We start from the raw sequence: 12,630 nt of genomic DNA, 5'->3' as shown, positions 1-12,630 counted from the left end.
CATATTGTTTTCCAATTGGTTGAGCTAACCTGTGCTCCTCACCATTCCTATACCATCTCATCCAAGTTTTGATTTGTGTCTTATTTTTAATACCAAACTTCTCCATAATCTCTTTGTTCGTTAGTTCCCCAGAAAGTTTTAAGCGTATCACTTCTCTTTTAATTTCTTCAGGATAAACCATCTTCTTCCCCATAACAAAAAACACCTCCAAATGTCGATAAATAATTAATACGACTCTGGGGGTGTTTTTTCCTGTCTCATATTATTGGGTCACTCTAATCAGGATGAAGTGGTTTTTATTGATGTTGATGCTATTGAAGCAAATCGCTACCAGCCTAGATCCATATTTAATGAAGAAAAAATCAAAGAATTAGCACAAACCCTACATACACATGGTATGATCCAGCCGATTGTCGTGCGGTCTCTTGATGAGGAAGAGGAAAAATATGAAATAATTGCAGGGGAAAGACGTTGGCGAGCAGCAAAAAGCCTAAATTGGGACAAGGTTCCTGCAATTATTCGCGAGATGACAGATAAAGAGACGGCATCGGTAGCGTTAATTGAAAACTTGCAACGCGAGGAACTGACAGTAATCGAAGAAGCGGTCGCATATGAGAAATTGATCGAGATGCATGAATTAACACAAGAAGCGTTAGCCCAACGCTTAGGGAAAAGTCAATCGACAATAGCAAATAAAATGCGCTTATTGAAATTGCCTGAACCAGTGCAACAAGCTATTTTGCAGAAGACGATTACGGAGAGACATGCTCGTGCCTTGATCGCTTTAAAGAGTGAAGAACTTCAACTGAAAATTTTGCAACAGATTATAGACCGAGATTTAAATGTCAAACAAACAGAGGCACAAATAGAACGAATGTTATCTGATAAGAAAAAGCCTGCCAAAAAGCCTCGATTAAAAGGTGTTAACAAAGATATGAGAATTGCCATGAACACGATCAGGCAATCGTTAGACATGGTATCGGACACCGGAATCGATTTAGAGACTGATGAACAGGATCATGATGACTTTTATCAGATTACGATCAAAATTCCTAAGAAAAAATGATTACATGATGACCCATCTTTATAAGTTAGGAAGATGGGTTGTTTTTTGGCAAGATAGTAGGAATTTTCAGGTTTATAAATTGTACCATTTTGACTAAAAATGCTAAAAATCAAAAAAAATTTATTTATAATAGAATATTAGTGATAGAATAAGAGAAAAGATGCAAGAGGTAGGTGACACCATGGGTAAAGTAATAGCCGTTGCAAACCAAAAAGGTGGCGTCGGCAAAACGACTTCTTCTGTTAATTTAAGTGCATGTTTAGCACATCTTAATAAAAGAATATTAATTGTTGATATAGATCCTCAAGGTAATTCCACAAGTGGGGTAGGGATTAATAAAGCAGATGTAAGTCATTGTATATATGACGTGTTAGTAGAGGATATTGAAACGAAACAAGTATGCTTACAAACAGATATCGAAAACTTAGAAATAATACCTGCAACCATTCAGCTAGCTGGAGCTGAAATAGAATTAGTTTCTACTATTTCACGTGAAGTTCGTTTGAAGAAGGCTATTGATAGTATTAAGGATGATTATGATTATATTATCATTGATTGTCCTCCTTCACTAGGGTTGCTAACAATCAATGCCTTAACAGCTTCAGATACTGTATTAATTCCAGTTCAATGTGAGTATTATGCATTAGAAGGATTAAGTCAGTTATTAAACACGATTCGGTTAGTGCAAAAACATTTAAATAAAGAACTGATGATAGAAGGAGTTCTTTTAACCATGTTAGATGCTAGAACGAATCTGGGATTGCAAGTAATAGATGAAGTGAAAAAGTATTTTCAAGATAAAGTCTATAACACGGTAGTACCTCGTAATATTCGTTTAGGTGAAGCGCCAAGTCATGGACAACCAATCATATCATATGACTCTAAATCAAGAGGAGCAGAGGTTTACCTTGATTTAGCAAAGGAAGTGATTGCTGGTGGCTAGAGGATTAGGTAAGGGGTTAGATGCATTTTTTCCAGAAATAGAAGAAAAAGATTCTGACAAGATTGAAGAGGTAGAACTGAGTAAGTGCCGGCCAAACCCGTATCAACCGCGAAAAGTATTTGAAGCGGATGCGATCGAGGAATTAAAAGAATCTGTTTTACAACATGGTATCTTACAACCTTTGATAGTAAGAAAGAGCATTAGAGGATACGAAATTGTTGTAGGTGAGAGAAGGTTTAGAGCGGCTAAAGAAGCAAATTTAGACACAATACCTGTTATTATTAAAGATTTAACAGATGAACAAATGATGGAGTTAGCGTTATTAGAAAATATTCAGCGTGAGGATTTAACTCCAATAGAAGAAGCAACTGCATATGATCGTTTAATTAATGAGTTAGGTACAACACAGGATCAACTTGCTAAGCGATTAGGGAAAAGTAGATCACATATCGCGAACCTGGTAAGGCTTCTCAGTTTGCCAGAAGAGGTTATGGCCCAAATCAACCACGGAGCACTTTCCATGGGACATGGAAGAGCTTTATTAGGTTTAAAGGATAAAAATAAAATCAAACCAGTAGTGAAACGGATTACGACAGAGAGATTAAATGTCCGCCAAGTAGAAGCATTAATAAACGAACTAAATAATCAGCAACCGAAGAAAAAGAAAAAGCCAAAGAAGGATATTTTTATTACCGAAAAGGAAAATCATTTGAAAGAGTACTTTGGAACGAATGTAAAGATTAACAAAGGAAAAAGAAAAGGTAAAATTGAAATAGAATTCTTTTCGGAAGAAGACTTAAACCGTATTTTAGATAAGATAGAATAATATTTGGTCTGATTGTTTGCGGGTGCGAATGATCAGGCTTTTTCATGTGAAACTATGCTATAGGTGAAGGTGGATGCATAATGGCTTTATTAGGAACATTAGTAAATGGTTTATGTATAATTATTGGTACCATTATTGGTCTGGTTTTTTCTAATATCCCTGAAAGAATTAAAAATACTGCTTTACAAGGAATTGGATTAGTAGTAGCACTGATTGGTATTCAAATGGCGATTCAAGCAGATAATATTATTTTAATTTTGCTAAGTCTATTACTCGGCTCTATTATTGGTGCAGGTATCCATTTGGAAGATAAATTAAATATCCTTGGACAAAAACTAGAAGGTAAGATAAGTAAGGATCGCAATGGTAATTTAACAGAAGGATTTATAACGGCTTCATTAATTTTTGTCATTGGAGCAATGAGTATTGTCGGTGCATTGGATGGTGGACTGAGAGGGGATCATGAAGTCTTATATACGAAAGCGTTCTTAGATGGCTTCATGGCAATGGTGTTAACGACAACATTAGGATATGGCGTCATTTTTTCGGTGATACCAGTTATTCTTTATCAAGGCTCGATTGCATTACTAGCAGTACAAATTAATAACTGGCTCCCGCAGTCTATCTTAGAAGGATTTATCAATGAGGTTACTGCAATAGGGGGGTTATTAATATTGGCAATTGGCTTAAATATTCTTAACATCACCAAAATAAAAATAGGAGACTTCCTTCCAGCAATTTTTGTATTCATTATTTTTTACTTTAGCTATGGATTTATAGCATTTTAGCATACTGAGAAAGAGCGCGGACATTTGTTCCGTTATTTATAACAAAAGTGCCGTTTTTAGGGTGGTCGCGGACATCTATTCCGCTATTCCCCGAAAATAGTGCTGATGGAAGCCGAAATGAACCAAATAAGGGATTTAATGTCCGCTAACATCGAAAAACAGGCGATTTTTATTCAAATAACGCACTAAATGTCCGCTCAGGAAGCTTGTATCTATTTCGTATCTGACAATCAGTGCTTGGTTAGTGACTGTTAAAGTGATGGATTTTTTGTTCATACCTTTGTCCTGCGTCGCATATTTTTAATATATCTAAAGCTTTTTTGGAGGCAAAGATATGTGGAAATCGGGTGCGAAATGGATGTTCTTAATTATAGGAACAATGGTTGGGGCAGGGTATGCTTCAGGCAGAGAATTATGGCAATTTTTTGGTCATGAAAGTGGACTGGCTATTCTTTTATTTACCTTATTATTTATTTCTTCTGTTGCAATTACAATGAAAGTTGGTTATCAAAACCAAACGTCCAATTATTACGCATTATTGGAGATTATTCTGGGGAAACGTATTGCACGTTTTTATGATATCTTGATTTTCTTCTACCTTATGTCCACCACTGTGATTATGATAGCGGGAAGTGGTGCAACCTTCGAAGCTTTTCAACTTTCCAAATGGATTGGCATACTCTTTATAGTTGTTTTTATTATTTTGATTTTTATTAAAGGTATTAAAGGGGTGCTCACTTTTAATGTCATTATACTACCTTTATTAATCATAGGTTTATTATCGATTTTAGTCATTTATTCAATAGATGAACAACTTCCATTCATCATATCGTTAGATCATCAAGCAAACTGGACAGCTGCTTTTACATTTACAGCTTTAAATATCTTGTCCATCTTGGCTGTGTTAGGAGCAGTAGGGGAAAAGATTGAATCAAATGGTGAAATAGTGATAGCAAGTGTTGGTAGTGGTTTGATTCTAGGAATTATCTCTTTTTTATATAATAATTCTTTAATTCAAATATCTGAGGTCATTATTTTATATGAAATTCCTTTATTTGCGATACTGAAGAATTATCCCAATTACACGTATATTATAATGTCAATCTTACTATGGTGTGCTATATTTACCACAGCTATCTCAGGTGTTTTAGGACTGGTAACAAGGCTTGGCCGTTTCTTTAAATATCATTTATGGCAAATTACCATCGTTTTATTAATCATTCTCACACCGCTAACAACTATTGGCTTTTCGACATTGATTGAATTTCTTTATCCCATTTATGGAATTGTCAATTTATATTTACTTTGTGCTATCTTACTATTTCCTTTTTATAAAAAAATCTAATATAATAGGTATCAGAATATCGTGTAAGATTGAGGTGATAACATGGAGCGCAAGGAATTTCAGTTAAATGATGTAGTCGAAATGAAAAAGCCCCATCCATGTGGTGAGAATCGCTGGAAAATTATCCGCATGGGCATGGATATTCGAATTAAGTGTGAAGGATGTGGGCATAGTGTCATGTTACCACGTAAACGATTCGAACAAAAAATGAAACGAGTACTCGAACATCAGGAATGAAATAATTTTCATAAAAATGTTTCACGTGAAACAAAATCATTTTTTCTAATATGCTGAAAGGTAATAAATCATTTTTTCAATAGAGGGAAATTGGAAAATCAAGGGGTTAATGCCCTTGATTTTCGTTTTTTAATAACTTGTCATTTTGGAAAAGTATCACTATAATTGGTATGACTGATACGTTCATATGGACGGAATCCTTAAGGAGTGAAAGTTAACATGGCATTAACAGCAGGAATTGTTGGTTTACCTAACGTGGGTAAGTCAACGTTATTTAACGCAATAACACAAGCGGGTGCAGAATCGGCAAACTATCCATTCTGTACAATAGATCCGAATGTAGGAATTGTAGAAGTACCAGATGAAAGATTGCAAAAGCTAACAGAATTAGTAAAACCAAAAAAGACAATTCCTACAGCATTTGAGTTTACTGATATTGCAGGGATTGTAAAAGGTGCGAGTAAAGGGGAAGGACTAGGTAATCAGTTTCTTTCGCATATTCGCCAGGTAGATGCAATTTGTCACGTTGTTCGTTGTTTCCAAGATGAAAATATCACCCATGTATCTGGAAAAGTAGATCCTATTTCCGATATTGAAACCATTAATTTGGAGCTTATTTTAGCCGACTTGGAAACTGTTTCAAAAAGAATTCAACGTGTAGAAAAAATGGCAAAACAGAAAGACAAAGAAGCAATGGCTGAATTTGAAGTGCTTTCGAAGTTAAAGGATGCATTTGAAGAAGAAACACCAGCGCGTGCGGTATCTTTTACAGAAGAGCAACAAAAGCTTGTTAAAGGTTTACACTTACTAACAAGTAAACCGGTATTGTATGTGTCTAATGTAGGGGAAGATGAATTATTAGAAGCAGATAACAATGAATATGTACAGCTTGTAAAAGATTTTGCTGCTAAAGATGAAGCGGAAGTCATTGTGGTAAGTGCCAAGGTAGAGTCTGAGATTGCTGAATTAGACGGAGAAGAAAAAGAAATGTTCCTAGAAGAGTTAGGAATTGCTGAATCAGGACTAGATCAACTGATTAAGGCAACTTATAACTTGCTTGGCTTAGCAACATACTTTACAGCAGGGGAGCAAGAAGTACGAGCATGGACATTTAAAAAAGGAATCAAAGCACCCCAAGCAGCAGGTATTATTCATAGTGACTTTGAAAAAGGATTTATTCGTGCTGAAACAGTTTCTTATGATGATTTAGTTGAAGCAGGTTCTGAACAAGCTGCGAAGGAAAAAGGAAAAGTAAGATTAGAAGGTAAAGAGTATTTGGTGAAAGATGGAGATGTGATGCATTTCCGTTTTAACGTATAGCAGGATCACTTGTTACATGCAAAATATTGTTTGCATTAGAGAAAGAAAATTGATATAATATCTTATTGTGAGTAATGAGACTATTACTCCTTGCTCTATTCTCAGAAATAGGGCCGTCAAGACCAAAAGGAGGTGTAAACGGATGAATAAATATGAAATCATGTACATCATCCGCCCAGATATCGAGGAGGAAGCACAAACAGCTCTAATCGAGCGTTTTAACGGTTACCTTACGAATAATGGTGCGGAAATTGAAAAAGTTGAAGAAGTAGGTAAGAAACGTCTTGCTTATGAAATCAATGACTATCGTGATGGATATTATGTAATCATTAACTTTACAGGTGATGAAACAGCTATTAACGAATTCAATCGTCAAGCGAAGTTCTCTGATGACATTTTACGTCACATGGCAATTCGTGAAGATGATCAATAATAAGGAGTGGTTCTGATGTTAAATCGTGTCGTGCTTGTCGGCAGGTTAACGAAAGATCCTGATTTACGTTATACACCAAATGGCGTTGCCGTAGCTAATTTTACCATAGCTTGTAATAGACCTTTTACTAATCAGCAAGGACAACGAGAAGCAGACTTCATTAACTGTGTCACATGGAGAAGGCAAGCGGAAAACCTTGCAAACTACATGGGAAAAGGAAGTCTAATCGGTGTAGATGGTCGTATTCAAACTCGTAGTTTTGATAATCAAGAAGGTCAGCGAGTCTTCATGACAGAAGTAATGGCAGAATCGATTCAATTCTTGGAATCTAAGGGTGGATCAACTGGTGGACAACCTAACGCACAAGGATCTCAGGGATATAATCAAAATCAGAACCAACCGAGTCAAGCAAATCAAAATCAATTTAACCAAAACAATAATAATCAAAATAATCAAGGAAATAACGATGGCGGTAATCCATTCCAGGATAGTGGAGAACCTATCGATATTTCGGATGATGATTTACCATTTTAAATTAAAGGAGGTTTTTGATTATGGCAGCTCGTCGTGGTCGCGCAAAGCGTCGTAAGGTGTGTTATTTCACAGCGAACGGTATTACACACATCGACTATAAAGATGTTGGTTTATTAAGTCGTTTCGTTTCTGAGCGTGGAAAAATTCTTCCTCGTCGTGTAACGGGAACTTCTGCAAAATATCAACGTAAATTGACTAAGGCAATTAAACGCGCTCGTCAAATGGCGCTTTTACCTTACGTGAATGACTAATATTAACCTTTAAAGACACTATAGAGTAAATTCTATAGTGTCTTTTTTTGGTTATACGGTTTGAAATGGTGCATTAAAAGGGATTATATTATAATCAGAACGCTAATCTTGAAATCATTTGATCATCGCAGGAAATATATTACAATTTTTATAAACCTATGATACAATTATTTTAACTACATTTATGATATAAACCTCGTTTTTATTTCAACTAACGACCCAAGTGGTTAAATACTACTGAAATTTAAGGAGTGAAAATATGTTTGATAAACTGAAGTCATACTTTTTGTTTGTTGCAGGTATTCTTATAGGAATTATGATCGTGAGTATTCTTCGAAATGGGGAAGTAAATTGGACATTAACTGGTACTACATTCGCTTTATCAGTACTATTATTCATTTCTTTGTTGTTTATTAGTGTGGGAACAAAAAAAATAGATACTGAATAAAAGGGCATGAATAAATAATTGCTTTTGTTGAGTGCGTTAGTTGAAACAAACTATACTTCGAAATAGAACCTCAGATAATTGGAAGTTTTCTTTTTTTCATATACTAGCATTAAATTTTACAGAGCTACGAACTGCAAATATAAGATGATATAAACATATCTTACTTAAAAAGAATTACATGACAAATTATCAATCAGTTGGGAAAGGTCGATTTTATGTTAAATAAACCCTGGATAAATTGTGTAATAGGTTCGCTTCTAATCATTTCAGGATTGACTTCTTTAATGAATATTTTTAGGGGAGATGTAGGTTTTCTCGGGTATGAAATTATTTTTTTAGGTACATGCCCAGCAGGTATTTTCTTCTATGTATATGCCTATAGTAAATATAAAAAAATAAATGATGTATCAAAGGGTCTTCCCATTAAATTGTAGGATGTGTTAATATATGCATCTCTATATCCTTTTATTGAATGTTCGTATTTAACGGTCAAAAAATCAAATTTATTAATATCAAAATCAAGTTACAAGATAAAAACACGAACAATAATGAGGTATAATACGATTTTGCATTGACATTCTTTTTTAATTTGCTATGATAGAGAAAACTTTAATAATAGTCGTGTTTCTAAAAACTAAAGTGTCAAAATTTTCTCAATTCAATTCTATTTATTAAAGTTTAAAAGTGCTATAATAATATTAATTAATAGAAAGTGTATATAAGTGAAGTGTTTCACTTATTCAACAAGCTGGATGCTTTTTTACAAGAAATATAATTTTTTTGGAGGGGACAACTGTGACTTTTAAAGTATTAATTAGCGATCCTTTAAGTGAAGATGGAATTAAACCATTACGAGAAGCAGACAATATTCAAGTCGATATTGATACGGGTTTATCTCCTGATGAGTTGACAGAAAAAATTGGGGAATATGATGCCTTATTAGTAAGAAGTCAAACAAAAGTAACGCGAGATATTATTAGCCAAGCATCTAAATTAAAAATTATAGGTCGTGCAGGTGTTGGGGTTGACAATATTGATTTAAGTGCAGCAACAGAATACGGAGTAATTGTCGTAAACGCACCAGATGGTAATACGAATTCTGCAGCTGAACATACGGTTGCGATGCTTATGTCATTAGCAAGAAAGATACCTCAAGCATTTGTAGCATTGAAAAATGGGAAATGGGATCGTAAAACCCATGTCGGCGTAGAATTAAAAGGTAAAACACTAGGTGTTATTGGTATGGGACGTATTGGTGCAGAAGTAGCAGCACGTGCGAAAGGTCAACGAATGAATGTTATTGCTTATGATCCGTTCTTAACAAAAGAAAGAGCAGACAAGCTCGGTGTTGATTTTGGATCAGTGGAGGACGTCATTGTTGCATCTGACTTCATTACGGTTCATACACCATTAATTAAAGAAACCAAGCATTTAATTAATAAAGATGCATTCGCCAAGATGAAAGACGGTGTCCGTATTATTAACTGTGCTCGTGGTGGTATTATTGATGAGGATGCTTTATATGATGCGATTAAATCTGGTAAAGTAGCAGGAGCTGCTCTTGATGTATTTGAAGAGGAGCCTGCAACAGATCATCGTTTATTAGAGCTTCCAGAAGTGATTGCGACACCTCACTTAGGTGCTAGTACGGTAGAAGCACAGGAAAATGTAGCAATTGATGTTAGTCATGACGTTGTTCGTTACTTAACAGAAGATGTAGCGAAAAACCCGGTTAACTTACCATCTGTACCGAAAGAATTGATGAATAAAATCGAACCGTATTTCCATCTGTCTGAAAAACTTGGTACATTTTTAACTTATTTAATTCCAGGTGTTATTGAAGAAATTAATATCTCTTATTCAGGAGAATTAACAGAGATTGAAGTAGCACCATTAACAAGAAATACAATTAAAGGCTTATTGAAACGTCATTTAGGTGACCACGTAAATGATGTCAATGCCTCTTACTTAGCGGAAAAAAGAGGTATTCAAGTTAATGAAAATAAATCTTCTACACCGAGAGGATTTACAAACCTCTTAAAAGTGGAAGTGAAAACAAAAGAAGTGACACGTTCTATCGCAGGTACCTTATTAAATGGTTTAGGCCCACGTATTGTACAAGTAGATGCTTATAGTGTGGACTTAGTACCAGAAGGCGATCTAGTAGTCATTAAGCACAATGACCGTCCAGGGGTAATCGGGAAAGTAGGTAGCCTGCTTGCAGAACGTGGAATTAACATTGCAGCTATGCAAGTAGGTCGTTCAGATGTTGGTGGCGAAGCAATCATGATCTTAACGGTTGATAAATATTTAGAAGACACAGATGTAGAAGCATTGAATGAATTTGAAGAAATCGAAAAATTGACTGCTATGGAACTGTAATAGATAAGAGCTCTTCGATATTGAAGAGCTCTTTTTCTGTGGATTTTGTAAAGTTGATAGAAATTCAGTCGAAGTTGATAGTAAAATTTAAAAGTTGATAGAAACCCCTCCGAAATTGCTAGTGATGTGTGCTTTTTCTTTATGCATTAGTTTAAAATCGCAAACAATTCATCAAGATGTTTAATTTGATAAGTAGGCTGTACATCGTTTGGTTGTTTTTCTTCTCGATTGATCCACACGCTTTGAATCCCTGTCCGGTTTGCACCTAGGATATCTGTCATCAAGTTATCTCCGACCATGATTGCTTCATCTTTGGTCACGCCAGCTGTTTCCAGTGCATGTTCAAATATACTTGGATCAGGCTTTCCTTTGCCAAATCCACCAGAGATAATAATATGATCGAAGTATTCCTTTAGTTCTGGTGTGATCGTTAATTTGGTGTTTTGTAGATCAGGCGAACCGTTCGTTAGCATGACTAATTGGTAATCGCTCGCCAGCTTTTCCAAGACAGAAAATGTTTCTTCATAGACGAATGGATTTTTCTTTCGGTTTTCAGGAAATTGTTCTGCTAAGTAAGCACCGAACTCTTCATCTTCTATTCCTAGTTGTTTTAAACCATTTGTCCAAGCATCTTTACGGTAATTAGGCACAATCTCTGCCATTTTTTTAAAATATGTATGATCATCTAAGAAATTTCCCCATAGGCCTTCAAAAGGATTAATCCCGATCATTTGGGTAAATTCATAGGTTTCGTATCCTTGATACAATTTCCGAGCTTGAGCGCGTACAGCTTCTTCTAATTGTTCAGGGTCGATTCCATATTTTTGCTTTGCTAATTGACAAGTTTCTTCGAATGCGGTTTTGACACTTTTTTTGTCAAACAAAAGTGTATCATCAAGGTCAAAAATAATCGTCTTAATCATCTGGTGCTCCTCCTCTAATCATTCTACATACATTATAAAGGATTAAAGAAACTAAATCATTAGAAAGTCGATTTAATTTGTCGCAGATATATTGTTCGTATATAATTAATATAGTAAAAGTGTACGATGAAAAAGCACAGCGCTTTCTTGCTGTGCTTTTTCAATCAATTAGAGTAGTAAGGGTGGTTCTCATGGATCAGCAACCAGTAAGGAAAGACTTTTTAATATATGTAGGTAGCTTTTTACTTCTTTTGTTCATTACAATACTTATACCATTTATACAAATGATTACACTCGTTTTGCTACCCATCCCAGTTATATTGCTAATGAAAAATTACCCCATTAAATGGACGATATTAGGCATGCTTGTTTTGTTAACTTTTTCTCTATTTGTTGTGCCTGTATTCTCATTTCCATTAACATTATTAGCTTTGATAAGTGGAGCTATGATTGGATGGTCGATAAAACAAGACCAGCATCCATATGAAACATGGGCGAAAGGTACGGCCGGTTTTGTTCTAGGATTGACGCTTATTTACGCTTATATTGAGGTTGTTCTTCAATTTTCGATTATGAATGCCTTTGAAAATACGGTGGATGAGTCCATCCAGATGACAGAGGACTTGTTTCAAGCAATCGGTATGGGACAACAGGAGTTTGGCGTCATACGACAAGAAATGATGAATATGCTACAGTTACTGCCCGTGATATTAGTAGTTGTTTCCATGGGTTTTGCCATATTAACACAATGGATATGCTATAAAGTAATCAATAAAGTGCAACAAGAACATTATCAATTTCCACCCTTTCGCAGTTTTAACCTGCCAAAAGTGATGTTATGGATATATTTTGTGATGTTACTTATTTCCTTTTTTGCTGAAGCAGACTTTTCTACGATGCCATCTGTTATAATATGGAATGTGTATCATTTAGCAGGAATATTAATGGCTTTACAAGGATTGTCATTCCTGTTCTTTTATACGCATGCGAAGAAGCAGTCCGTTGCATTGCCAGTTATTAGCATCCTTTTCATTATATTTTTTCCGTTTATGGGTCTTTATTTGATGAGAATCTTAGGTATAATTGATTTAGGGTTTGAGTTAAGAAAAAGAATGGCAAAGTAAAGGGACTTTA

The 12,630-nt window shown here is 35.1% G+C and carries 15 protein-coding genes; 13 read left to right on the top strand and 2 right to left on the bottom strand.

The genetic code is table 11. From position 1 onward, the window contains the following. Positions 1-193 (bottom strand): helix-turn-helix domain-containing protein (locus D569_RS0121070; RefSeq protein ID WP_018934423.1); only part of this gene is annotated, 193 nt, incomplete at its 3' end. Between the two features lie 72 nt (positions 194-265). Between D569_RS0121070 and noc the strand changes: the two genes are divergently transcribed. The 12 genes from noc to serA all read left to right on the top strand — a co-directional run bounded on the left by noc (position 266) and on the right by serA (position 10,573). Next, positions 266-1,066: a nucleoid occlusion protein gene (gene noc, locus D569_RS0121065; RefSeq protein WP_018934422.1), complete on the top strand. Its 801-nt coding sequence runs from the start codon at positions 266-268 to the stop codon at positions 1,064-1,066. A 181-nt stretch (positions 1,067-1,247) separates the two neighbouring features. Continuing rightward, on the top strand, positions 1,248-2,009 hold the full coding sequence (locus tag D569_RS0121060) for a ParA family protein (protein WP_026287421.1): 762 nt from the start codon (positions 1,248-1,250) through the stop codon (positions 2,007-2,009). Beyond that, positions 2,002-2,835, top strand: coding sequence for a ParB/RepB/Spo0J family partition protein (locus tag D569_RS0121055; protein WP_018934420.1), 834 nt, complete (start codon positions 2,002-2,004; stop codon positions 2,833-2,835). Before D569_RS0121060 ends, D569_RS0121055 begins: the two co-directional genes overlap by 8 nt. A gap of 80 nt (positions 2,836-2,915) precedes the next feature. After that, positions 2,916-3,623, top strand: a complete 708-nt coding sequence (locus tag D569_RS0121050) for a DUF554 domain-containing protein (RefSeq protein WP_018934419.1) — start codon at positions 2,916-2,918, stop codon at positions 3,621-3,623. A 334-nt stretch (positions 3,624-3,957) separates the two neighbouring features. After that, positions 3,958-4,968, top strand: coding sequence for a YkvI family membrane protein (locus D569_RS0121045; RefSeq protein ID WP_018934418.1), 1,011 nt, complete (start codon positions 3,958-3,960; stop codon positions 4,966-4,968). A 42-nt stretch (positions 4,969-5,010) separates the two neighbouring features. After that, positions 5,011-5,205, top strand: a complete 195-nt coding sequence (locus D569_RS0121040) for a DUF951 domain-containing protein (RefSeq protein ID WP_018934417.1) — start codon at positions 5,011-5,013, stop codon at positions 5,203-5,205. 219 nt (positions 5,206-5,424) lie between these two features. Continuing rightward, positions 5,425-6,525 carry a redox-regulated ATPase YchF gene (gene ychF, locus D569_RS0121035; protein WP_018934416.1) on the top strand — a complete coding sequence of 367 codons (1,101 nt, stop codon included), beginning with the start codon at positions 5,425-5,427 and terminating at the stop codon, positions 6,523-6,525. A 142-nt stretch (positions 6,526-6,667) separates the two neighbouring features. Further along, positions 6,668-6,958, top strand: coding sequence for a 30S ribosomal protein S6 (gene rpsF, locus D569_RS0121030; RefSeq protein ID WP_018934415.1), 291 nt, complete (start codon positions 6,668-6,670; stop codon positions 6,956-6,958). Positions 6,959-6,973: 15 nt separating this feature from the next. After that, positions 6,974-7,492, top strand: a complete 519-nt coding sequence (gene ssb / locus D569_RS0121025) for a single-stranded DNA-binding protein (protein WP_018934414.1) — start codon at positions 6,974-6,976, stop codon at positions 7,490-7,492. Positions 7,493-7,512: 20 nt separating this feature from the next. Then, positions 7,513-7,743: a 30S ribosomal protein S18 gene (gene rpsR, locus D569_RS0121020; protein ID WP_018934413.1), complete on the top strand. Its 231-nt coding sequence runs from the start codon at positions 7,513-7,515 to the stop codon at positions 7,741-7,743. 259 nt (positions 7,744-8,002) lie between these two features. After that, on the top strand, positions 8,003-8,191 hold the full coding sequence (locus D569_RS0121015; RefSeq protein WP_018934412.1) for a hypothetical protein: 189 nt from the start codon (positions 8,003-8,005) through the stop codon (positions 8,189-8,191). 795 nt (positions 8,192-8,986) lie between these two features. Next, positions 8,987-10,573 (top strand): phosphoglycerate dehydrogenase, encoded by a 1,587-nt coding sequence (serA, locus tag D569_RS0121005; protein ID WP_018934410.1) that lies wholly within the window; start codon positions 8,987-8,989, stop codon positions 10,571-10,573. Positions 10,574-10,719: 146 nt separating this feature from the next. On the opposite strand, the gene D569_RS0121000 is transcribed toward serA, so the two are convergent. Beyond that, a complete protein-coding gene (locus D569_RS0121000; RefSeq protein ID WP_018934409.1) occupies positions 10,720-11,496 on the bottom strand; it encodes an HAD family hydrolase in 777 nt (258 codons plus the stop codon). 191 nt (positions 11,497-11,687) lie between these two features. Between D569_RS0121000 and D569_RS0120995 the strand changes: the two genes are divergently transcribed. After that, positions 11,688-12,620, top strand: a complete 933-nt coding sequence (locus D569_RS0120995) for a YybS family protein (RefSeq protein ID WP_018934408.1) — start codon at positions 11,688-11,690, stop codon at positions 12,618-12,620. Positions 12,621-12,630: the final 10 nt, after the last annotated feature.

Origin of the sequence: Gracilibacillus lacisalsi DSM 19029 (genome assembly GCF_000377765.1) — a bacterium.
Lineage (GTDB): Bacteria > Bacillota > Bacilli > Bacillales > Amphibacillaceae > Gracilibacillus > Gracilibacillus lacisalsi.
The sequence above is the reverse complement of the archived record's forward strand: the minus strand, read 5'-3'. Positions and strand labels throughout refer to the sequence as shown.